Here is a 22,575-nt window from a genome sequence, read left to right on the forward strand (position 1 = left end):
TCCTTTTAGTGACTAAAGAACTTTTTCATTTTTTGGAACATGCCATGTTCCTCTTCGACACCGGACTCTCCGCTAATTTCTTCAAATTCACGCAGTAACTCTTTTTGACGGTCTGTCATGTTTTTCGGCGTCATCACGATGACACTGACATACTGGTCACCATTTGCACCACCACGAACACTCGGCATTCCTTTACCGCGTAAACGGAATTTCGAACCGGTTTGTGTCCCTGCAGGTACTTTCAAGCTCACATTCCCGTGAACTGTTGGTACTTCGATTTCCGCACCGAGAGCAGCTTGGGCGAATGTAATTGGCATATCCATTGCGATGTGTTGGTCGACACGTTCAAAGATCTCATGTGCTCTGACACGAACGACGACGTATAAGTCTCCTGCTGGACCACCGTTCACGCCTGGACCACCTTTACCAGAGAGACGAATCTGTTGACCGTTATCGATACCGGCTGGGATTTTGACCTCGACTGTTTGTTTCTTCTTCACATGACCTGAACCATGGCAAGTCGGACATTTTTCTTTAATCGTCTTACCACTTCCGTGACACTGGCTACATGGACGCTGATTGACCATACGACCGAGAATCGTGTTCTGTTCGACCGTTTCGACGCCGCTACCGCCACATCGGTTACACGTTTCCGGTTTCGTGCCCGGTTTTGCTCCGCTTCCCATACACGTGTCACATTCTACTTCGATTTCGAGTTCAATCGTCTCTGTTTTACCTGTGACACTTTCCATGAAGTCGAGATCGACGACGTACTGGTAGTCTTCACCGCGACGTGGTGCATTCGGATCTTGACGGCGCCCACCGCCTCCAAAAAACATGTCAAAGATATCTCCGAAGCCGCCTTGGAAGTCACCTCCACCGCCGAACTGATTGGCCCCTTCGAAACCGAATCGGTCATACTGGGCCCGTTTCTGTTCGTCTGAGAGTACTTCATACGCTTCACCAATCTCTTTGAACTTGTCGGCAGCATCTGCTTCTTGGTTGATGTCCGGGTGATATTGACGGGCTAATTTTCGATATGCCCGCTTGATGTCTTGTGCTGAGGCCGACTTGTCGAGCCCGAGCACTTCATAATAATCTCGTTTCGCCACTATTCTCGCTCCTATCCTCACTAACTACGTATCGATTTTACCGATTCTACCTTAACATGGAAAGAGCCAAAGCAGAAACCTGCTTTGGCGCTCTCCTTTACAACGGCTGTTTATTTACGGTCGTCGAGATCCTCAAACTCTGCGTCCACGACATTATCGTCCTGTTTCGCTTCCGCCTGTGGTTCTGCGCCTTCAGCACCTTGCTGTTCAGCCATTTTAGCATATACTTTTTGCGTCAACTCTTGAACGACAGCTGACAATTCGTCTTTGGCTGTACGGATCGCCTCAAGGTCTGAACCTTCGAGAGCAGTTTTCGCTTTTTCTTTCGCAGCTTCTGCTTTTTCTTTGTCCGCCTCTTCTACTTGCTCACCAAGATCTTTGATTGCCTTGTCTGTCGCGAAGACGAGTTGGTCTGTTTCGTTGCGAAGTTCTGCTTCTTCTTTACGTTTGTTATCTGCTTCTGCGTTCGCTTCTGCTTCTTTCACCATACGCTCGATTTCCGCCTCATCGATACCTGAAGAAGATTGGATTGTGATCGATTGTTCTTTGTTCGTACCGAGGTCTTTCGCCGATACATGAACGATTCCGTTTGCATCGATATCGAATTTTACTTCGATTTGCGGCACACCACGTGGTGCTGGTGGGATGTCCGTCAATTGGAAGCGACCAAGTGTCTTGTTGTCTGGTGCCATCGGACGTTCCCCTTGAAGGACGTGGATGTCAACAGCAGGCTGGTTATCGGCTGCAGTCGAGAACACTTGTGATTTCGATGTCGGGATTGTCGTGTTGCGATCGATGAGTTTCGTCATCACGCCACCCATTGTCTCGATTCCAAGTGAGAGTGGAGTCACGTCGAGAAGAACGACGTCTTTCACGTCTCCAGCAAGAACTCCACCTTGAATTGCTGCACCAAGTGCAACGACTTCATCCGGGTTTACCCCTTTGAACGGCTCTTTCTTCGTGAAGTCGTGGATTGCTTTTTGAACAGCAGGGATACGTGTCGAACCACCGACGAGAATGATTTTGTCGAGGTCAGATGGTGTAAGTCCTGCATCTTTTAAAGCACGACGCGTCGGTTCCATTGTGCGTTCGACAAGGTCAGCCGTCAATTCTTCAAATTTCGCACGTGTGAGTGTCATCTCCAAGTGGAGTGGACCTGCTTCACCTGCTGTGATAAACGGAAGGCTGATGTGTGCACTTGTCACACCTGAAAGGTCTTTCTTCGCTTTTTCAGCTGCATCTTTCAAACGTTGAAGTGCCATCTTATCTTTCCCGAGGTCGATGCCATTTTCTTTTTTGAATTCTGCAACGAGGTAGTCGATGACTTTTTGGTCGAAGTCATCTCCACCGAGACGGTTGTCACCAGCTGTTGCGACAACTTCGAATACTCCGTCGCCAAGCTCAAGGATTGAAACGTCAAACGTACCACCACCGAGGTCATAAATCAAAATCGTGTGGTCTTCGCCTTTATCAAGACCGTAAGCGAGTGCCGCAGCTGTTGGCTCGTTAATGATTCGCTTGACATCAAGACCAGCAATCTTACCAGCATCTTTTGTCGCTTGACGCTCCGCGTCGTTGAAGTATGCAGGAACTGTGATGACGGCTTCCGTGACTGTTTCACCGAGGTAGTCTTCAGCATCTTTCTTCAACTTTTGCAAAATGATTGCCGAGATTTCTTGTGGTGTGAATTTTTTGCCGTCTACGTCGACTGTATGTGACGTTCCCATGTGACGTTTAATTGATTGGATTGTATTCGGGTTCGTGATGGCCTGACGTTTCGCGACCTCACCTACTTGACGCTCTTCTCCTTTGAATGCAACAACCGAAGGAGTCGTACGGTTACCTTCTGCGTTCGAGATGACGACTGCTTCGCCACCTTCCATTACTGCCACACATGAGTTTGTTGTCCCTAAGTCAATACCGATAATTTTACCCATCGTTTATTCCTCCGTCTCGTTAAGTAGTATTATTCTGCAACTTTTACCATGCTCGGGCGAATGACTCGACCGTGCATCGTATATCCTTTTTGAAGCTCCATCGTCACGATACCTGACTCGAACTCATCGCTCGGTTCTTGCATGACTGCTTGATGGAAATTCGGGTCGAACGGCTGTCCGACTGCTTCAATCACTTCGACTTGCTCAGCATTTAATACGTCAAGCAGTTGACGATGAATCATATCGACTCCTGATTGAATCTGCTTCGCATCCTCCGAAGTTGCGTTTACTTGAAGTGCACGCTCAAAGTTGTCAATAAGCGGAATCAATTTTTCAATGACAGACTGTGAAGCAAACTTGACGCGTTTGGCGTTCTCTTCGTTCGTCCGACGACGGAAGTTGTCAAAGTCGGCACGAATCCGAAGCTCGCTCGCTTTCAATGCTTCGATTTCTTTTTGTAAGTCCGTCCCCTCAGAACTTTCTTCCACAATCTCAGCATTTAAAACCTCATCTTCATTTGATTCAGTCGACTCATTCTCTTCAGTTTGTGTCGAGTCTACAGATTTTTCTTCAAGCACGTCATCTTGTTCATGCCCGTTTTGGTGATCTGCTGTCATAGTAAAACTCCTTTCCGTCACTCATCTAGTTTCGTTCGTCGCAACGCTTCGATAATTTGTCCCATCATTTGGACACCATGACGGTAATTCATACGCGTTGGACCAATCATAGCGATTGTACCGAATGTTTTTCCGTCTAGTGTATAATCCGAGGTGATGACACTACAATTTTGAAGGGCGACAATTCCGTTCTCGCTCCCAATGCTCACATAAATCTCGCGATTTGGCAACGATTCGAGCCAGTGTGTCAATCGTTCTTGCTCATCAATCCATTCTAGGAATGGACGTAACGTGTCGAGCGTCTGAAACTCGGGTTGGTTGAAGATTTTCTTCTTGCCACCCAAATAGAGTGAGGATGGCGTCTGTATTCCGACCGTTGATTGAATCAGTTGCATCATGTTCTCGTACTGCTGTCGCTGAGCAAGTTGCAATTTGGCAACTTCTTCGCCGATACGGATTTTCAATTGTCCGATTGGCGTTCCGACAAGGCGGTCGTTCAGTAGTCGAATCGTTTCCTCGATGACGTCTGGAGCGACACGCGATTCAAACATGACAGTACGATGCTCGACATGACCTTGATCCGTGACAATGAGAACAACACCACGCCGCTCGTCTAATGGCATAAAGTCCACACGGGCCAACGTTTCCATTTGGCTATTTGGACCGAGGGCGACCGTCGTATAATTGGTCAAATCAGAAAGGAGATCTGCAGCTTGTCGAATCAGGATTTCAGACTCTTTTGAAGATTGTTTTAACCGTTCTTCTAGTCGACCCGTCTCCCGTTCGTCGATAATTTGTTTCTCGACGAGATGGTCCACATAATATCGATAGCCGACCTCTGACGGGATACGACCTGCAGAAGTATGCGGTTTTTCAATCAGCCCCATGTCTTCCAAATCGGCCATATCATTCCGAATCGTTGCTGAACTAAACGTCAAATCGTCCCGTTTCGACAACGTCCGCGAACCGACCGGCTGAGCCGTCTGGATGTAATCATCAATGATGGCTCGAAGAATGAGCAATTGTCGATTTGTCAGCACAACATCACTCCTCTCTGAAAAAGTTACCCCGCTTTATTAGCACTCATATTTAACGAGTGCTAATCACACTTCAAATATTATCACGTTCTCACTATTTGTCAATTCATACACTCGGATTTTTTCACCTTTTTTCAAGTTGGCAAACCTACGAAATGAAAATAAAAACTCATTTCGTTATGATAGAACGTGAGGTGATTACATGTTTACAACAAAACAATTTAATGTATTTAAACAAGAAGGACTCGACGAACGAATGTCTGGCATCCGTTCGGATATTCAACCGCTCTTCCATCGGATTTATGACGAAGTCGGTCCAGGGCTTGAGGCTGATGTCGGTATCCCCCTTTATTTACATGTGGCGAAGCACGCTCGTCGGACAGTGAACCCACCTAAAGATACGTGGATGGCGATCTGTCACGACAAACGCGGGTACAAAAAACATCCACACTTACAAGTTGGGCTCTTCGACGATCGTGTCTTCATTTGGCTTGCGTTCATCTATGAGATGCCGAACAAAGACGCAATCGCGAAACACCTGCAACAAATCGATTTGAAATCAACATTCTCTGATTTCCATATCGCGGGCGACCATATGAAAAAAGAAGCGTTTCTTGTTGAAGATACGTCAACTGAAGACATTCAATCGCTACTTGAGCGATTCGGCACTGTGAAAAAGGCTGATTTCTTGATCGGCCGTCAACTTCCTGCCGATGCGTCGATTCTTCAAAATGAAGACGCATTTCTCGCGTTGGTCGAAGACACGTTCGGTCGGCTTACACCGCTCTATCGTGATCTCGTCTTGTAATATAAGAAAATGGACAAATCCTCACGAGGGACTTGTCCATTTTTTTATGAATCAGCATGTTCAAGTTTTGCTTCTCCAATAAAGGCTGCAAAGGCTTCATTGGCGAGTGGCAAACCGGATGCCGTTAGACGGATATGTGTGTCCGTCCGTTCAATCAGTGACTTCTTCACCAACTCTTCGATGACGTGACCGAACACATCATCGAGCGACACTCCGTACTTTTGTTCAAACGTCTGAAGCGAGACCCCGGAACGCATACGCAGGCCGAGGAATAACTCTTCTTCCATCTTTTCCACTTCTTCTAGTTCGGTCACCCGTTTCACAGGGATGCCTTCTGCTTTAATATAGTGAGGAATTGGAGCGATATTGGCGCGACGTGTCCCATTCAAATAACTATGCGCTCCGGCTCCGAATCCATAGTACTCTTCATTGCGCCAATACACTTGATTGTGACGGCTCTCCCGACCAGGCAAGCCATAGTTGGAGATCTCATATTGTTGGAGACCATGGCGTTCAAGCGTCTCCATCACTTTCAAGTACATTTCGACTTCGACATCTTCTCCCGGTAAACGGAGCTTCCCTTTTCGATCTTGAATCGCAAAGACGGTATGCGGTTCGAGAATCAACGAATAAGAGGATACATGTTGAATCGGTAATTTAAGCGCTAGCTCTAAATCACGGTCAATTTGTTCAAGTGTTTGTTCCGGAAGACCAAACATCAGGTCAATCGAGATATTGTCAAAGCGTTTTGCCGCTTCACTTACCGTCTCGAACACATCATCCGCACGATGCGTACGGCCGATGCGCTCCAGTCCACCATCATCAAACGTCTGGACACCGAAACTGAGTCGGTTGACGCCACCTGCTTTCATCGTATCAAGCTTTTCCGCACTCACAAAGTTCGGGTTCGCTTCGACAGAATATTCGAGGTCATCTGACGCGAGTGGCAGAAGGTGTTGGCGGACCATATCCATCAGGCGCGCCATCTGCTCCTCATTGAGCGCGGTCGGTGTCCCGCCTCCGATAAAGATGGTATCAATCCGCTCTGTCGGAAACGACTCGAGCGTCAATACCATCTCTCGCTCTAATGCATCTAAATAAGCATCAACAGGCTGATTTTTTAAAAACACCTTGTTGAAATCACAGTAATAACAAATATGTTCACAAAATGGAATGTGAAGATATACGGCTTTAGCCAATTTCGGCCACCCCTTTCTTCTCATTCCATTTATAACGCTTTTCGTCTGTTCTTTCCAGCCTGCGCCATCAATCGAATCGATGAATGAATAAACCACTCTTCAATTTCGGCTCGAACCAGGTTGATTTTGGAGGCATCTGGCCACCATCATCCGCCACGCGCATCAGTTGTGACATCGTTGTCTCATGGCACGTGAAAAGCAATCGATCTGGTACTTTAGTCAGCTTCTCTAATTCCGAGGCCGTCTTGTTCCCACCGACAAAATCGACTCTCGCGTCTGTACGAATATCCTCGACGTTGAAGTACGGCGTTAGTATATCTCGTTGTAAGATGGCAACGTCGAGCGCCGGGTCTTCTTGCCGTTTCGTCAACTTATAATACTTCCCTCGATAGGCGACTCCGAAGACGCCATGTTCATTCGGCAGGACAAGACGATCCTCCTCCTTGATTATGTATGAAAACGAGAGTCCGTCTAACATATTCTCTACCTCTTCAGGACTTATCGCTGTCAGCACGCGATGATACGGCAAGATTGTCAACTCGTCACTCGGGAAGAGGACACCTAAGAAGTGTGAACGTTCATTCTTTTGAGAACGATCCCCACTCATCCCGGAAACGACCGCTGCCGCTTTCGCACGATGATGTCCATCTGCAATGTAGATCGACGGGATGGTCGCGCCAATCATCATGACACGAGCGAGTTCACGGTTTGGAATCATGAATCCTTCATGCATGACGCCTCGTTCATCCGTGAACGAGAATAACGGGTCTCCGTCAGTCGCTTTATGTAAGATTTGCTTCAAGTTTGCATGTGGAGGATGACTGAGTAGAATCGGACCGGTGTGCGCTCGCGTCGCCCGGACATGCTCGACACGTTCCCGCTCCTTCGTTTCCCGTGTATGTTCGTGAATCTTGATGCGACCGGCTTCATAATCCGCGACTGAAAAGGTGGCGACTAGACCCGTTTGCTGACGTTGTCCCGATGTCAATCGATAGACGTAAAATCCGTTCGGACGTTCCGTCAATTCCTTTTCATAGAGACGTTCTAGCTCATGACGCGCCAGCTCCCCCCACTTCTCAAGGGAAAGGTCAGATTGAAGCGCTTCTGGCTTATCCACTGCTAAAAAGGAATCGGGATTTTCTGAAATGACGGCTTGCGCTTCTTCAATCGATACGACATCATACGGGTCAGCGGCGACACGTGCCGGATGCGTTGGCATATAAGGGCTGAACGGTTTAAATACTACCATAAGGATCCTCCTTAAAATTCCCGGACGCGAATGACGCCCTGTATTTCATACAGCGCATGAATCGATAACGGTTCATGCTCGCTGTTGTCTAAATCAATCAACGTATACGCCATCTCCCCGCGGCTACGATTGACCATGTTATCGATATTCAATCCATGTGAGGCAAGTTCTCCCGTGATTTGACCGACCATGTTCGGGACGTTTCGATGCAAGATTCCAAGACGGCGTTTACCGGTGTAAGGAAGCTCGACGTTCGGAAAATTAGCAGACGAACGAATATTCCCTGTCTCGAGATACAACTTCAGCGTCTCTACTGCTTGAATGGCACAATTAACTTCCGATTCTTTAGTCGATGCACCGAGGTGAGGCAGTGCCATGACTTGCGGATGACCAATCAACGTGTGACGGGGGAAGTCGGTCACATACAGTCCCACATGATGATGCAACGCCTTCAATAAGTCATCATCTTTCACGAGCTCTCCTCGCGCAAAGTTCAAAACAGTCATCCCCGGTTTCATCCGTTCGAACCAACTCTGGTCAATGCTGAATCGAGTCTCCTCAGTCAAAGGCATATGAATCGACAATAAGTCAACATTTCCCAGTACCTCACTTAAATGTTTGGCACGCGTGACGTGTTTCGAAATATTCCAGGCGGCATCAACCGAGAGATGGGGATCGTATCCGATAACATCGACCCCAAGCTGGAGAAGATCGTTGGCTAGCGACGCACCGATGGCTCCTAGACCGATAATCCCTACTTTTTTGCCTCGCAACTCCGCTCCGAGGAATTGTCGTTTTTGCACTTCCATCGCTTCTTCTAATTGCGATTGCGATGCGATAGTCTGTTCATTCACCCAATTGAGTCCTTTCACAATGGGTCGTACCGAGAGGATCATGCTCGCAAGGACGAGTTCTTTCACCGCATTCGCATTCGCACCAGGTGTATGAAACGCGACGATTCCTCGCTTCGCAAGTTTATCGAGCGGAAGGTTGTTGACACCGGCCCCTGCTCTAGCGATGGCGAGAAGATAGGGAGGGATATCCTCTTCGTGGACTTGATGACTTCTCAGTACCCAAGCATCGGCTTGATCCGATGCATTGATGACGTACTCGCTTGGCTCAAATCGTTTCAGACCAGCGGCAGCGATTTGATTAAATGTTTTGATGTGATACATGGGTTTCCTCCTCGAATGCTCTCATGACGTCGACGAGGCGTTCTGCCCCTTCTAGCGGCATCGCGTTATACAGACTTGCACGTAAGCCCCCTACCGAACGATGACCACCGAGTTCGAGCAATCCACGTTCTAAAGCGTATCGTTCAAATCGCCGATCCATCTCTTGATCTCCCGTTGTAAATGGGATGTTCGTCAATGAACGACATTCCCCCGAAACAATTGGAGAAAAGCAGGTCGACTCTTCAAGATAGGAATAGACCCTGTCACTTTTCTGATGATTCAATCGTTCCATCGCTTCGACGCCTCCGCGGTCTTCCACCCACTTCAATACACGCTCTGCTACATACATGCTGAAGGTCGATGGTGTATTGAATAACGTATCGACATGTGACCCATACTGAAGATAACTCGGCAACTCAAGCGACTGAATCAAATCCCGACGGATGATGACGACCGTCAGTCCTGCAGGTCCGATATTCTTTTGGGCTCCGGCATAAATCACCCCGAAGCGCTCCACATCGATTTGCTCGGCTAGAATGTTCGAGGAAGCATCTGCAATCAGCGGGACATCGATTTCAGGGAGATGTGTAAATCGAGTCCCTTCAATCGTGTTGTTCAGTGTCACATGGAGATAGTCCACCTCTTGGACAAGGCTCGATTCAAACGACATCTTTCCCGTCGCATCTACCAATGGGTGAATGACATCGACCTCTCCAAAGTGTTTCGCATCTTCCATCGCTTTTTTAGACCAGATGCCCGTATCCACATAAGCGAATCGATTCCGCTTCCGTAAATTCATCGGAATCATTGAAAATTGTAACGTCGCACCGCCTTGTAGCCAAAGCACAGCGTAATTCTCAGGGATATGCATGAGTCTTCTCAATCTCAATTCAAGAGAGTCGACCACACGTTCGAAAGACGCTGAGCGATGACTCGTTTCGATAATCGAAACGCCTTCATACTCAAACGTCAAAAGATGTTGTTGAATCTCTTGCATCACTTCTGTCGGTAGCATGCCAGGACCCGCAGAGTATGTATACGTCGACACGGTGTTTCCTCCTCTATAGTCTGTCTAAGGGTTTACTCTTCCTTATATGAAAGGGCATTTCCTGCCTGAAATACAAAATCGCCCTGATTCGAAAATCAGGGCGACTCAAACTCATTATTCTTCGTCCATAGAGAGAACAGACATAAACGCTTCTTGCGGGACTTCGACGGACCCGACCATCTTCATGCGCTTCTTACCTTCTTTTTGTTTCTCGAGGAGTTTCCGTTTACGTGAGATATCTCCCCCATAACATTTAGCCAAAACGTTTTTACGAAGTGCTTTAATCGTAGAACGTGCGACGATTTTAGTTCCAACGGCCGCTTGGACTGGAACTTCGAACTGCATCCGTGGAATGAGAGCTTTAAGCTTCTCAACAATGACCTTCCCACGTTCGTACGCGAAGTCACGGTGAACGATGAAGCTGAGGGCATCGACGATTTCGTTATTGAGCAAGATATCCATCTTCACGAGACGCGATTGACGGTAGCCGATCAACTCATAATCGAGAGACGCGTAGCCTTTCGTGCTCGATTTCAACTGATCGAAGAAATCATAGACGATTTCACTGAGCGGAATCTCGTACGTGATTTTGACGCGAGTCGTATCGATGTATTGCATATCGATGAACGTTCCGCGTTTCTTCTGGCAAAGTTCCATGATTGCACCTACGTAGTCGTTCGGTGTCATGACAGCCGCCTTGACGTATGGTTCTTCGATTGAATCAACCTTTTGTTGCTCTGGCATCTTCGATGGGTTATCGACGTGAATTACTTCGCCTGAAGTCGTCGTCACGTGATAAATTACCGATGGTGCCGTCGTAATCAAGTCGATGTTAAACTCACGTTCAATTCGCTCTTGAATGATTTCCATATGAAGCATGCCGAGGAATCCACAACGGAAACCAAAACCGAGCGCTTGCGACGTCTCTGGTTCAAACTCGAGTGCGGCATCTGAGAGCTGGAGCTTTTCAAGTGCCTCACGAAGATCATTGTACTTAGCCGCATCAATCGGATACAAACCACAGTAAACCATCGGGTTCATCTTGCGATAACCAGGTAGCTGACTCGTTGCCGGGTTTTTAGCAAGTGTGATCGTATCCCCGACGCGAACATCTCCTACTGTTTTAATGGATGCAGAAAGCGTACCAACGTCTCCTACGTTCAATTCTTTAACAGAGATCGGTTTTGGCGTCGACACACCGAGGTCCGTCACTTCGAACGTCTTGCCAGTCGCCATCATTTGAACTTTGTCTCCTACTTTGACTGAACCGTTCACGATACGAATCGATGCGACGACACCGCGGTAAGCGTCATAGTATGAGTCAAAAATCAGTGCTTGCAATGGTTCAGACGGGTCACCTGTCGGCGGAGGGACAAGTTCCACGATTTGTTCGAGAATCTCTTCAATCCCGATTCCGGCTTTTGCAGAAGTCGGGACCGCATCACTCGCATCGAGTCCGATGACGTCTTCAATCTCTTGACGGACCCGCTCGACATCCGCTGACGGCAAGTCGATTTTATTGATGACCGGAATGATTTCAAGGTCGTTATCGAGTGCTAAATAAACGTTCGCAAGGGTTTGCGCTTCAATTCCTTGCGCTGCATCGACGACGAGAATCGCACCTTCACATGCCGCAAGCGAACGTGACACTTCATATGTGAAGTCGACGTGTCCTGGCGTGTCGATCAAGTGAAGAATATACTCTTCTCCGTCTTTCGCCGTATAGTTCAATTTGACGGCGTTCAATTTGATTGTAATTCCACGCTCGCGCTCCAAGTCCATCGCGTCAAGCGTCTGCTCTTTCATCTCACGAGCCGTGAGTGCACCAGTCTTCTCAAGAATCCGGTCAGCGAGCGTCGACTTTCCATGATCGATGTGCGCGATGATGGAAAAGTTGCGAATCTTCTTCTGACGATTCTCTAATTCTTGTTTGTTCATATATGGGTTCACCTATCCTTCTCATGCATACCGTGTCATTATATCAAAATCCTAAAGTAATGTGTACGACCTACTACAACAATACCACAGATAGTTTTCAGAATAATCATCAAGTGGTTGCTTTTCATATAACCGTTTGCTACAATTGTGCTTGTTCTGTTGAATGATTACTTGAAGTAATAAGAACATACACTTTCTTGTTTCAGGAGGTGACAAACAATGGCAAACATCAAATCAGCAATCAAACGTGCAAAAACTTCTGAAAAACGTCGTGTTGCGAACTCACAAGAGAAAGCGGCAATGCGTACAGCAGTAAAACGTGTTGATGCTCTCGTACTCGAAGGAAACAAAGAAGCTGCTCAAGAAGCTTTCGTCCTCGCTACGAAGAAGCTCGACAAGGCTGCATCAAAAGGTCTTATCCACAAAAACAAAGCAGGTCGTGATAAATCACGCCTCGCAGCTCGTATCGCTGCTCTCTAATTAGAGATCACACGAAACAGCCGCCTCCTATTCGGAGCCGGCTGTTTTTTTGTATACCATGACGTAGTGTGGGCCAATCCCAGGGATGTCGAACGGCTCCCCGATTCGTGTAAGTCCATTTCGTTCATAGAAACGGACAGCCACTTCTCTCGCATTACACCACCATGAACATCCCAGCTCATCATGGAGTGCCTGTAAAAATCGAGAGCCGATTCCTTGTCCCGAAACATGAGGATCCGTCGCCATGCCACGGAGTTGGAGCGGAATCTTCACACCCTCGATTTGTTTCGGGGACAGCATGACTGTAGCGACCGACAGCACTTGATCGCCTTCAACCCAAGCGAAGTGTCGCGTCGTCGGCGCCTCATCCCCTTCAAAATAACACGTCTCAACGTCTTTTCCTGGTCTGAGCACAACATGACGGAGTGGAATCACGTCTTGAAGCGTCACTTGTTTGAATCCCATTCCCTCACCTCACAATAAGGCCAGTTGACAAACGAGCGTATCGAAAACGATCTGTTTGTCACCTCGTCCTGTTTTCATGGCCTCGTCCGCGTCTGCAATCAATGTCAACGCACGTGCGAGCTGAGCCTCTGAAAAGCCGCGACTCGCTTGTGTCGCCAATTTGATTGTATACGGGTGGGCCCCGATTTTCGATGCGATTTGCTTCTCTCCATAGCCTGCCTCTGTCAACTGTTTCGACAGGTACATGTTCCGATATTGCCGAGCAAGCAACCCGAGTAGCCCAATCAGTTCTTGCCCTTGTTTTTCTAAATCCCGAACCAATCGAAGCGCTGCATCAGCTTGTCGTTTGACGAGAAGCTCCGAGAGCTGAAAGACGTTATCTTCTAATGTACGTGGAACTAAATCATTCACAATCTCAATCGGAATCGTCGCACCCGTTCCCGCGTACAACTGTAGCTTCTCTAGTTCGCGAACCAACTTTCCCCAATCATCCTGACATAGGAATAAAAGACGCTCCATCGTAGAGCGCTCCATCTTTTGTTGTTCACGACTCAATGCATCGTTCACGTATCGCATCAGTTCATTTTGGCTCGGCTTTTTCGCTTCGAGGACGATAGCACGCTCTTTCAGACGCTTCACGATTTTCTTCCGCTCATCGAGTTTTTCTGACTCGACAATCAAGACAAGAACCGAATAGGTCGCCGGTTGTACGACATATTCCGCCAGACGGTCAACATTGTGCTTTTGCTTCTCTTTCGCACCCGTTAAGAACTGGGCATTTTTCACGATAACCGTGCGATACTCACTAAAGAAAGGGACCGTCTCCGCTTCATCAAGCGCCGTATCGAGTGACGTCTCTTGAAGATCTAGTTGCATGACATCAAATTGATCACCGGATGGATTGGCCGCTTTCACGATTTCACGTTCCCACGTCTCTAACAAATATTTTTCGGTGCCATGGAGAACATAGACGCTCGCCAGTTTTCCATTATGTAACCACGGTTCATTCAAAACACACACCACTTTCACAATTTATTCTCATCTAAACATAGATTATCTTCCCATGATTCGCTATACTTATAAAGGAAGTATGATAAGGAGGGACCTAATATGCAAATCAACTCAGTACGCCCACCGAGTGAAAACCCGTTTGAAAATGACGTTCAATGCAAACGTAATGACGCCATCGACTCTGCGATCGGCTTCATCGTCCCATTTGGCTTTTTCTTCACGATTTTCTTCATCGGTGTCATCATCAAGTTCTTAAGTCTATAAGTGTTCAAACGATTGCCCCGGGGGAGCAATCGTTTTTTAGTGTATCACATTTTATGCCGTGCTACTCGATGATCCCCCGACACATGTTCTCTTCACAGACAATCATCCCGTTCAAATCGGTTCGTAATAGACGTTTCCCCACAACCCGTCGTAACGTCTCCTCGTGCGGATGTCCATACCGATTGTTCGAACCGACACTCGCAATGACCCATTCTGGATCGATTCGCTCAAGTAGTTCTTCCCCCGACGACGTATCGGATCCGTGATGCCCTAGTTTAAATACGTCGACGTCAAGCGTCGGTAACTCGGCTTCTCCTTCTATCGGCAAATCTCCTGTCAATAGATACCGCATGCCACCTACGTTCATGTACAGGCTGATCGAATGATCATTTTCATCTTCGTGTGGGCGATTCGGTGCCACAATCCACATCCATGGCGTCGGCCGATCGTCTGCCTCGAGATAATGGACCGATACATCATAGGCCGCTGCTAAGTGTAGCAGTTCTTCTCGTTTTTCAGCATTCGCCACTTCTTTTGATATCCAAAGTTCTTCCACCGTCACCACTTTCAATAATCCTTCTAATCCGCCGATGTGGTCATGATCCGCATGGGTCAACAGGACAAAATCAAGCGAACGCTCCCCACGCTTCCATAAATAAGGGGCCAATACATCTTCCCCCGGGTCAAATGTGCTTCGCTTTTGCTCGTTTGGATCTTGAAATACGCCTCCTACATCAATGACACCAATCGTTCTTCCCGATTCTACGACGATTGCATCACCTTGCCCGACATCCAAAAAGGTCACCCTGGAGGATTCCGACCATTCTGACCATCCCGCAATCAACCCACATGTCATGATGGCCGCCCCCCATCCGATCCATCGTTTTCGATTCATCAGCGTCAAGCTCTCCCACAATCCTAGCAACAATGCGATTTGCGACGGCAATGCCAGATCGTGCAACGGAAGCCAAGGTCGTAAATCATCGTGGAGGGCGAACATTCCATTGATCTCATCCAACACAATCATGAACAACGGGGCAATTGAAGGAATCATCCATGTGACAAATGCGAGTGGCATGATGATCCACGAGATACAGATGGCCATCACGAGATTCCATATTGGTGCCGCGACGGATAGAACCGGTTGTACTTGCCATAGTACAATCAGCCCAAACAGCTGTGCGAAAACGGACAACTCGATTAGTCCTGTCCAGATTTGTCTCGTGACTAACAAAAAGAAGGTCATCCCGACCGTCAATTGGAAACCCAGATTCGTGAGAAGGAACGGTTGAACGGCCAACATGCCCGCCGCACACCAACTCAAGAGCCGAATCGGGTCTCGAATCGTCACACCGAAAAGAGAGAGAAAGAGGATCGCATCTGCGACGACGACAGCTCTTGCAACAGGTGGGGAAAAACCAGTCATCCATCCGAACATCGTAATACTAAAGATCATCAGTACCGTCTTCGTTTCACGTCGAATAGGGATTGGCTGCATCAATATGCGCATGGCCACGATCAACATGGCAATATGTGAACCGGAAATCACAAGAAGATGAAGAAGGCCCGTCACACGATAAGAAAATGAGGTCTTTTCATCTAGCATTCGACTCTCTCCGAACAATAATGCCTCCATATATAATGCGACATCCGCACGATGACGATGCTCAATTTGTTGAAGTTGTTGTTCTTTCCAACGCAACAACCGACCGTCCCACCCTGCCGTCGGACGACACGTGTCGATTCGCTTCACCTTCCCTTTAAAGGATACGTTTGAACTCCGTGCCCAAGCCCGTTCATCAAATCCCCCGGTGTTTCGTAACGGTTGAAACGCCTCTACTTCGATTTGCACGAGGCACGTCTCTCCAGGTCGTCCGTGTTCTAATTCGCGTCCTCGTAAGACGCCCTGAAGATCGTCTACGTTCCCGTATAGTCTTACCGATTTCCCATTCTCTTTTCGACTTTCGATTGAGAAGGCAATCGTGTCTGACGGTAACGATTCTGTAGGGGTCGTATGGAACGATGCGATACAGATGAGTCCAATCACTCCGGCTTTCGCATACAGGCCTTGCCCACGTCGTGTGACCAGATAAAAGACAATAGCGACCACAGAGACCAAATAGAATCCTTCTTTCAGACCGGTTACAATGAGTACCGCAAACAATGGAAACAGCGGCATCTTAAGGTACCAATAAATATGGCTTCATACTTTCTAATGTCTTTTCGCCGAACCCCTTCACATCACCTAGCGCTTCATATGTTTTAAATGGGCCGTTCGCTTTCAGATGATTTAAAATCGCCTCGGCTTTGGCTGGACCAATTCCTGGAACCGTCATCAGTTCCTCTTTCGTCGCACTGTTGACATGAACACCGTTCGTTTCGACCTCAGGACTCGCTGAGTCTTGCGAAATCAGTGTTTCTCCTTTTTTCGGCACGATGATTTTGACTCCATCAACTAACAACTGTGCTAAATTTAACTGCTCTGGGTCAGCTTCATCTGTCAGGACTGCCAAAGAGAGCACATCGCCCACTCTCGCCCCTTCTGGTACGGTATATACGTTCGGAGATTCAACCGCACCTGTCACATACACAACGAGCTCCATACGCTCTGGGGTCGTGGTCGGCGTGACCTCCTCAGGTTCCATGACGAACTCGTCCACCATTCGTTGCTCCGGTTCCTTTTGATAAAACAAATAGCCCACTCCTAAAAAAAGAACGACTAGGAGACCGATGACGAGTTGTTTCCATCTTTCCAAGCGAATCACCACCCTGTTCGACTGTTACGTTCAGTATGGCGAATCAGCTGTTTCAAAACACGTCTCATTCTTCCCCACAATCTTAACTTTAGGAAATGATTTGTTTGCATGTTCCATATCGCACTCGTACATGTAACGATATTCATCGACACAATTTCTATGAACAGGTTATAGAATGACGGAAAAAACGGAGACCATCACGTGGCCTCCGTTCCTACTGTTCACTGTTCGATTATTCTTCTTCGAAATGCTGAACCTGGTCAGCGAGTGCCGCTGCCTGTCCTTCTAACTCTTGCATCAATGTAAAGATTTGATCGAAGCTTGCCTGCTGTTCTTTCATCGAGGCTGCCACTTCTTCGTTTCCTGCGGCCAACTCTTCCGTCACCCCAGATACTTCTTCAACCCGACGCAAGACGTTGTTTACCTCGTTACTCGATGTGCGCATCTCTTGTTCGATTGTGCGTACGAACGAAGCGACGTGGTCTGTCCGTTCATGGATTCGGTTGAATGCTTCTTTCGTCAATCCGAACGCTTCTAATTGCGCCTCTTGCTCGCGTTTTGACTCATTCACCGTTTCCGTCAAACGGACGACTTCTTGCTGGATCGTCTCGACGACGTGGAAAATAGAGCGAGTCGCCTTGTTGCTCTCTTCCGCCAACTTCTTCACTTCACTTGCTACGACAGCAAATCCTCGTCCCGCTTCTCCCGCACGGGCTGCCTCGATTGCCGCATTGAGGGCAAGTAAATTCGTCTGAGCCGCGACGTCTTCGACAAGCTTCGCCATCGCCTCAATCTCAGCCGTTTGTCGTGCAAAGTGGTCCATTCGCGTGACAAGCACTTCATTCCGTTCGCTTGAACGATCTAAAATGTGCTCCTGGTCCGTTAATGTTTCAATTCCAGCCGCTACTTCACGTGTCATTTCTGACGTTTCTTCCGTCGTTTGTTTCGTCTGGTTCAAGCTCGTCTCAAATGAAGTTGCCATCGTATGCACTGAGCTGAGCGTTTCTTGCAACTCATTTGCAATCGACTGTGCTCCGTGTGCCATCTCATCAACTGCGTTCGTGATGTTAGATGTCGTACTCACGACCGCTTCATTTTCGGCTGCGGCTGTTTCGGTCATCCCGTTCACTTTCATTGATGTGACTCGGATTGACCCGATCACCGTCTGAAGAGACGCCGTCATCTCACGCATGGCACGTTCAAGACGTCCGATTTCATCATTGCGCGTCGACTCAGGCAACGTGACGAGACGTCCGGCTGCAATCGCTTCGGCCACCTTGACATTTTTTTCGAGTGGTCGAGTGATCGAACGGGCAAAGAAGAAGTTATAGATTCCGAGCGCAAGAATGACAAGAATCGTCAAAAGGACCGAAATCAACAAGAGACGTTCCGTCTCATTTGCCGCCTCTACTTGAAGCGCCTCATAGAATGAACCGTTCTTTGCAATCAATGTATTGATATCGTTTAACAAACCTTCTAGTTTCGCTGCCTGGATCCGAGCTCCGATACCACCTTCAAGTGCCGACTCGACATCTTCGTTCACCTGTTCGTACTTCATCGTGGCACGGTCTAAATGATTTGAAAATGCCGGAATCAAATAAGACTGTTTTAAATCATCAAATGTTTCCGCGTTCGTCACACGGATGCGCTCTAGTTGAGTCAATGTAGATTGGTTCGACTGTTCGCCAAGTGACGTCCAGAGTGACTGCTCTTGTAAGAGTGACGTTTCAAGTTGAGACAATTCAATCATTTGACTCCCATATTTCTCGTTATACGTCTGCAAGCGATTCAAAGTAGACAAGACGTAACTCATCATCAGTACGACTAAGATGACAGTGAACACAGTTGAGAAGATAAAACGTTTACGTAAACTCATTTAAGTGTTCCCTCCTTCAACTGGCGTTCTACCGATTCATACTCAGATGTTTCTTTTTCATCCCATTGAATGCGACGAAGTGGGGCCAAGCCTACGCCGCCTTCCTCAATTCCAAGAATGACATGTTCATTAAACGGTTTTTCGGTCACACGACCCGCGATTTCCACAATCGCCAAATCGACTTGTTTCAACATCGACGTCACAACCGCATCCGGTGCAATCATCGATTGATCACTATCGACCCCGATTGCCTTGACGCCGTATTTTTCAGCCGTCTCGAGTACACCGACTCCTGTAAGTCCAGCTGCAGCATACAGAACATCTGCTCCCGCTTTAATTTGTTTCTCAGCGAGTTCGCGACCGAGCTCTGGTGAAGCAAAATCATTCGAGAAATCAACGAGCATCTCGACATCTTCGTTCACCGCTTTAGCGCCACGTTCAAATCCTGCTTCAAATTTTTGAATGAGTTCCATATCCATCCCACCGATAAATCCAATCGTATCGGACTCTGTCTCAAGACCAGCCACGGCGCCGGCGAGCGTACTTCCCTCTCCCTCTTCGAACGTGATATTCAAGACGTTTGGAAGTTCGGACACGCCATCGATCAAAGCAAATTGCTGTTCCGGATGTTCAGCCGCTACGGCCTCTAAGTCTTCTTGACACGCAAAACCGAGACCGACAATTACGTCATGTCCCTCTTTTACCAATTCTTCAAAACCAACTTTGTATGTCTCCGTTTCGGATAGTTCACGATAATCAACGAACCAATCGCCCGTTTCACGTAGCTCACCCATCCCACGCATAGCTGCGTCACTGAACGATTGGTCCCCGAGACCAACGTCAGATAAAACAACTCCCATCGTCTGTCGTTCTTCGACAGTGGCACTTGGATTGTCGATAACTGACTGACAACCGGACAACCAAAGGGTGCAAGCCGTGATTGTACTGAGCATTATACTTTTCTTCATATATTCAATACTCCCTCTCTCTAATGGTCTGACAACACTTATATCGACCGAGAAAGGGCTATTCTACATTATTTTTTTTAAAAGTTGTGGCAATAAAAAAAGCCATAGACATCGTCCATGGCTTCGTACACTTATTCTTTTGAAGCAGCGACCGTCGTATCAGCTAATTCTCGCTCCGGTGTAGGAGCTGTTGCAACGTTCCCTTTCCCCGCAAAGTTCTCGAGCAAGTCTTTCATATCAATGCCCGAAGAAGCTTTTAATGTTTGTTGAAGCGATGCCATGAGGTCGGTTGCGTAACCTGTCACTTTCCCGGCACCGCCGTTTTGACCGCTCCCCGTGTCGACGACCGTAATCTGATCGATGTTTCCAAGTGGCGATGCAATTTCTTTCGCATAATCAGGAAGCATCTTGACGACCATATCGAGAATCGCAGCCTGCCCGTATTGCGCGAAGGCTTCGGCAATCTTCTCTTTCGCTTCCGCTTCGGCAAGACCGGTCAAGCGGATAATTTCAGCTTCTGCCTCACCTTTCGCACGTTCAGAGTCCGCTTCTGCAAGACCTGCCAAACGTACGCGTTCCGCATCGGCTTTCGCCTGTGCTTCAATACGATACTTCTCTGCATCCGCACTTGCGATTTGACGTGCCTTATCCGCAGCGGCAGACTGTTCAATCGAGTATCGATCCGCATCGGCTTTTTTCTTCACTTCTGAATCATATTGTTTCTCACGACGCATGATTTCTTTCTCTTCGAGCTCGATTTGCTTTTGACGCTCGATGATTTGAACTTGCATCTGTTGTTCAGTGACTTCTTGTTTCGCACGCGCTTCCTCAAGCTCATACGCTTGGTCGGCCCGCGCTTTGGCAACATCTTGCTCACGGCGATAAGCCGCAATCCGAAGTTGGTTCTCTTTCTCAGCTTCCGCGATTTCAGACGCACGCTCAAGCTCGGCCTTCTTCGCATCTTTCATTGCTTCCGCCTGTTTGATGCGCGTCTCTTTATCCGCTTCTGCTGTCGCGATATCAGCATCACGCTTCACTTGGGCGATACGCGGTTTCCCTAGCGATTCCAAGTATCCGTTCTTATCTCGAACGTCTTTGATGGTGAATGATACGATGACTAGCCCCATCTTCGCTAAGTCTTGTGATGCAACTCGTTGAACTTCTTGCGAAAACTTGTCACGGTTCTTATAGATTTCTTCAACGGTCATAGAACCTAAAATCGAGCGCAAATGGCCTTCTAACACTTCTTTTGCTTCATTTTCACGTTCAATCTTCGGTTTTCCGAGGAACTGCTCAGCCGCTGTCGCGATTTCACTGATCGATCCGCCGATTTTAATGATGGCTGTTCCGTCCGCCATGACCGGGACACCCTGTTCTGTATACACTTCAGGTGTCGTGACCTCTAATTTGCTTGAGAGCAAGCTGAGCGGTTCTGCTTGCTGGAATACTGGGAAGACGAACGTCCCGCCGCCACGAATGATTTTGACGCGGTTACCGGATGTATCGCTATGTACATTTTTCTTGCCTAAATAACTACCTGTCACAATCAGTGCCTCATCTGGTCCGACTGTGCGATATTTTAGTACGAATACAAACACAAGTGCGAGGATGATGACCCCGACGATAATGCTGACTAAAATAGCCGTATTCATGTGTTATATCTCCTCTCGAATTGTAGGTTCGTCATATGGCATGACGATTGCGATATTGCCTTTTACTTCAATGATAACTACCCGACGATCTGTCGAAATCGATGTACCGTCTAAGCTTTGAGCCGTCTTTAAAAGCGATCCCGTCACTGTCTCAATCAAGACTTCACCGTATCCGCCTTCAGGAATGGGCACGGTCAATCGTCCGACACGTCCAACTAATGCCTCATCCGTCAAACCAATGGACTCTTCCGCATTTGAGAGCGGTAAGAGAACAAACAAATAGAGAAGCGTCGTCAGAGCAAGAGACCCGATCAATGCGACAGCGAGCCCAATCATCGGGGAAACGTGAGCCAATGCGTTTAAGATGAGCCCAATTCCTGCCCCTAGTGCTAAGAAAGATAGGATGACTGCAGGGTTGAACCAACCTTCAAACATATCGAACGCATCGGAAAACATCATGTAAATAAAGGTTCCAAGACCAGCGATGATCAACACCCACCAATAAAGTTGATCGATTGCCTCCATTACCACCCCTCCTGTCGACGTTTTTGTTCCATCATCAGTACGCGTCGAAGTTGTTCGACTTCTAATGCAAGCCGATCTTCAATTTCATCCCACTCCGACAGTGATGAAGTGGATAAGTCGTTCACTTCTCGAACTCGACCAATGGAACGTTCAATCCGTCGCCGATTGTATATGTCGACAAATTCTTGTCGTTCGAGTCGCATCCTGTTTAAAAAATATTCCACTTCTTTTTGAACTTGAACGACTTGATCCGTCACGCCCTCAGAAGAATCTTGCATCAGTAGCCGACGCACTCTCACTTGATGAGCTACTAATTTAGCAATTCTCGCCTCGAGTTCGAGAATGTGCTTGTATAATTCCTCTACCTCATCTCGTTGCGTGTCATCGCGCCACCACACGTCCACCTCACCTCACTTTTCTCTACTCATCTCCATATACGATAAAACCTCATCTTCGGT

Annotated in this window: 21 protein-coding genes; 3 read left to right on the top strand and 18 right to left on the bottom strand. The window is 47.7% G+C overall.

Annotated elements, in window-relative coordinates:
* Positions 1–5: 5 nt before the first annotated feature.
* The 4 genes from dnaJ to hrcA all read right to left on the bottom strand — a co-directional run bounded on the left by dnaJ (position 6) and on the right by hrcA (position 4,706).
* Positions 6–1,112, bottom strand: coding sequence for a molecular chaperone DnaJ (gene dnaJ, locus Q9R25_RS05700; protein ID WP_012726665.1), 1,107 nt, complete (start codon positions 1,110–1,112; stop codon positions 6–8).
* Positions 1,113–1,222: 110 nt separating this feature from the next.
* Positions 1,223–3,049 (bottom strand): molecular chaperone DnaK, encoded by a 1,827-nt coding sequence (dnaK, locus tag Q9R25_RS05705; protein WP_159562505.1) that lies wholly within the window; start codon positions 3,047–3,049, stop codon positions 1,223–1,225.
* Between the two features lie 29 nt (positions 3,050–3,078).
* Positions 3,079–3,666, bottom strand: a complete 588-nt coding sequence (grpE, locus tag Q9R25_RS05710) for a nucleotide exchange factor GrpE (protein WP_074036578.1) — start codon at positions 3,664–3,666, stop codon at positions 3,079–3,081.
* Positions 3,667–3,683: 17 nt separating this feature from the next.
* A complete protein-coding gene (gene hrcA / locus Q9R25_RS05715; protein ID WP_159562506.1) occupies positions 3,684–4,706 on the bottom strand; it encodes a heat-inducible transcriptional repressor HrcA in 1,023 nt (340 codons plus the stop codon).
* Positions 4,707–4,905: 199 nt separating this feature from the next.
* Here hrcA and Q9R25_RS05720 point away from each other — a divergent pair, with 199 nt between their 5' ends.
* A complete protein-coding gene (locus Q9R25_RS05720; protein WP_311282898.1) occupies positions 4,906–5,511 on the top strand; it encodes a DUF1054 domain-containing protein in 606 nt (201 codons plus the stop codon).
* 44 nt (positions 5,512–5,555) lie between these two features.
* Here Q9R25_RS05720 and hemW read toward each other — a convergent pair whose 3' ends face one another.
* From hemW to lepA, 5 genes are all read right to left on the bottom strand, one after another.
* The gene (gene hemW / locus Q9R25_RS05725) at positions 5,556–6,710 is read right to left on the bottom strand and encodes a radical SAM family heme chaperone HemW (protein ID WP_311282899.1); all 1,155 of its coding nucleotides are present in this window, start codon (positions 6,708–6,710) and stop codon (positions 5,556–5,558) included.
* Positions 6,711–6,777: 67 nt separating this feature from the next.
* Positions 6,778–7,959: a DUF1015 domain-containing protein gene (locus Q9R25_RS05730; protein WP_196430884.1), complete on the bottom strand. Its 1,182-nt coding sequence runs from the start codon at positions 7,957–7,959 to the stop codon at positions 6,778–6,780.
* Positions 7,960–7,970: 11 nt separating this feature from the next.
* The gene (locus Q9R25_RS05735) at positions 7,971–9,134 is read right to left on the bottom strand and encodes a phosphoglycerate dehydrogenase (RefSeq protein ID WP_214781524.1); all 1,164 of its coding nucleotides are present in this window, start codon (positions 9,132–9,134) and stop codon (positions 7,971–7,973) included.
* Positions 9,112–10,182 carry a 3-phosphoserine/phosphohydroxythreonine transaminase gene (gene serC / locus Q9R25_RS05740; RefSeq protein ID WP_196430886.1) on the bottom strand — a complete coding sequence of 357 codons (1,071 nt, stop codon included), beginning with the start codon at positions 10,180–10,182 and terminating at the stop codon, positions 9,112–9,114. The genes Q9R25_RS05735 and serC overlap by 23 nt, the downstream gene beginning before the upstream one ends.
* 114 nt (positions 10,183–10,296) lie before the next feature.
* The gene (lepA, locus tag Q9R25_RS05745) at positions 10,297–12,120 is read right to left on the bottom strand and encodes a translation elongation factor 4 (protein ID WP_196430887.1); all 1,824 of its coding nucleotides are present in this window, start codon (positions 12,118–12,120) and stop codon (positions 10,297–10,299) included.
* Between the two features lie 219 nt (positions 12,121–12,339).
* Here lepA and rpsT point away from each other — a divergent pair, with 219 nt between their 5' ends.
* Complete coding sequence (gene rpsT / locus Q9R25_RS05750) at positions 12,340–12,600, top strand: 30S ribosomal protein S20 (RefSeq protein ID WP_012726675.1); 261 nt, start codon at positions 12,340–12,342, stop codon at positions 12,598–12,600.
* Between the two features lie 27 nt (positions 12,601–12,627).
* Here the strand turns inward: rpsT and Q9R25_RS05755 are convergent, their stop codons facing one another.
* The gene (locus tag Q9R25_RS05755) at positions 12,628–13,065 is read right to left on the bottom strand and encodes a GNAT family N-acetyltransferase (RefSeq protein ID WP_074036567.1); all 438 of its coding nucleotides are present in this window, start codon (positions 13,063–13,065) and stop codon (positions 12,628–12,630) included.
* A 9-nt stretch (positions 13,066–13,074) separates the two neighbouring features.
* A complete protein-coding gene (gene holA / locus Q9R25_RS05760; protein WP_237708269.1) occupies positions 13,075–14,085 on the bottom strand; it encodes a DNA polymerase III subunit delta in 1,011 nt (336 codons plus the stop codon).
* Positions 14,086–14,175: 90 nt separating this feature from the next.
* Here holA and Q9R25_RS05765 point away from each other — a divergent pair, with 90 nt between their 5' ends.
* Positions 14,176–14,340: a YqzM family protein gene (locus tag Q9R25_RS05765; protein ID WP_012726678.1), complete on the top strand. Its 165-nt coding sequence runs from the start codon at positions 14,176–14,178 to the stop codon at positions 14,338–14,340.
* Between the two features lie 61 nt (positions 14,341–14,401).
* Here the strand turns inward: Q9R25_RS05765 and Q9R25_RS05770 are convergent, their stop codons facing one another.
* The 7 genes from Q9R25_RS05770 to Q9R25_RS05800 form a co-directional block, all read right to left on the bottom strand.
* Complete coding sequence (locus tag Q9R25_RS05770; protein WP_311282900.1) at positions 14,402–16,519, bottom strand: DNA internalization-related competence protein ComEC/Rec2; 2,118 nt, start codon at positions 16,517–16,519, stop codon at positions 14,402–14,404.
* A 1-nt stretch (position 16,520) separates the two neighbouring features.
* Positions 16,521–17,096, bottom strand: coding sequence for a helix-hairpin-helix domain-containing protein (locus Q9R25_RS05775; protein WP_196430891.1), 576 nt, complete (start codon positions 17,094–17,096; stop codon positions 16,521–16,523).
* A 232-nt stretch (positions 17,097–17,328) separates the two neighbouring features.
* Entirely contained in the window at positions 17,329–18,972 is a 1,644-nt protein-coding gene (locus Q9R25_RS05780; protein WP_196430892.1) for a methyl-accepting chemotaxis protein, read from the bottom strand.
* Complete coding sequence (locus Q9R25_RS05785) at positions 18,969–19,940, bottom strand: BMP family lipoprotein (RefSeq protein WP_159562516.1); 972 nt, start codon at positions 19,938–19,940, stop codon at positions 18,969–18,971. Before Q9R25_RS05785 ends, Q9R25_RS05780 begins: the two co-directional genes overlap by 4 nt.
* Positions 19,941–20,071: 131 nt before the next feature.
* The gene (locus Q9R25_RS05790) at positions 20,072–21,592 is read right to left on the bottom strand and encodes a flotillin lipid rafts scaffold protein FloT (RefSeq protein WP_074036561.1); all 1,521 of its coding nucleotides are present in this window, start codon (positions 21,590–21,592) and stop codon (positions 20,072–20,074) included.
* 3 nt (positions 21,593–21,595) lie between these two features.
* On the bottom strand, positions 21,596–22,117 hold the full coding sequence (locus Q9R25_RS05795) for an NfeD family protein (RefSeq protein ID WP_074036559.1): 522 nt from the start codon (positions 22,115–22,117) through the stop codon (positions 21,596–21,598).
* Entirely contained in the window at positions 22,117–22,515 is a 399-nt protein-coding gene (locus Q9R25_RS05800; protein ID WP_196430893.1) for a hypothetical protein, read from the bottom strand. Before Q9R25_RS05800 ends, Q9R25_RS05795 begins: the two co-directional genes overlap by 1 nt.
* Positions 22,516–22,575 lie beyond the last annotated feature (60 nt).

This window comes from Exiguobacterium sp. BG5(2022) (genome assembly GCF_031844365.1).
GTDB classification, from domain to species: domain Bacteria; phylum Bacillota; class Bacilli; order Exiguobacteriales; family Exiguobacteriaceae; genus Exiguobacterium; species Exiguobacterium profundum.

Bases quoted from the DNA above. Each gene is read 5' to 3' on its own strand.
- dnaK (WP_159562505.1), bottom strand. From the start codon at position 3,049: ATGGGTAAAATTATCGGTATTGACTTAGGGACAACAAACTCATGTGTG.
- grpE (WP_074036578.1), bottom strand. From the start codon at position 3,666: ATGACAGCAGATCACCAAAACGGGCATGAACAAGATGACGTGCTTGAA.
- Q9R25_RS05720 (WP_311282898.1), top strand. From the start codon at position 4,906: ATGTTTACAACAAAACAATTTAATGTATTTAAACAAGAAGGACTCGAC.
- Q9R25_RS05730 (WP_196430884.1), bottom strand. From the start codon at position 7,959: ATGGTAGTATTTAAACCGTTCAGCCCTTATATGCCAACGCATCCGGCA.
- Q9R25_RS05735 (WP_214781524.1), bottom strand. From the start codon at position 9,134: ATGTATCACATCAAAACATTTAATCAAATCGCTGCCGCTGGTCTGAAA.
- lepA (WP_196430887.1), bottom strand. From the start codon at position 12,120: ATGAACAAACAAGAATTAGAGAATCGTCAGAAGAAGATTCGCAACTTT.
- rpsT (WP_012726675.1), top strand. From the start codon at position 12,340: ATGGCAAACATCAAATCAGCAATCAAACGTGCAAAAACTTCTGAAAAA.
- Q9R25_RS05755 (WP_074036567.1), bottom strand. From the start codon at position 13,065: ATGGGATTCAAACAAGTGACGCTTCAAGACGTGATTCCACTCCGTCAT.
- Q9R25_RS05765 (WP_012726678.1), top strand. From the start codon at position 14,176: ATGCAAATCAACTCAGTACGCCCACCGAGTGAAAACCCGTTTGAAAAT.
- Q9R25_RS05770 (WP_311282900.1), bottom strand. From the start codon at position 16,519: ATGCCGCTGTTTCCATTGTTTGCGGTACTCATTGTAACCGGTCTGAAA.
- Q9R25_RS05780 (WP_196430892.1), bottom strand. From the start codon at position 18,972: ATGAGTTTACGTAAACGTTTTATCTTCTCAACTGTGTTCACTGTCATC.
- Q9R25_RS05785 (WP_159562516.1), bottom strand. From the start codon at position 19,940: ATGAAGAAAAGTATAATGCTCAGTACAATCACGGCTTGCACCCTTTGG.
- Q9R25_RS05790 (WP_074036561.1), bottom strand. From the start codon at position 21,592: ATGAATACGGCTATTTTAGTCAGCATTATCGTCGGGGTCATCATCCTC.
- Q9R25_RS05795 (WP_074036559.1), bottom strand. From the start codon at position 22,117: ATGGAGGCAATCGATCAACTTTATTGGTGGGTGTTGATCATCGCTGGT.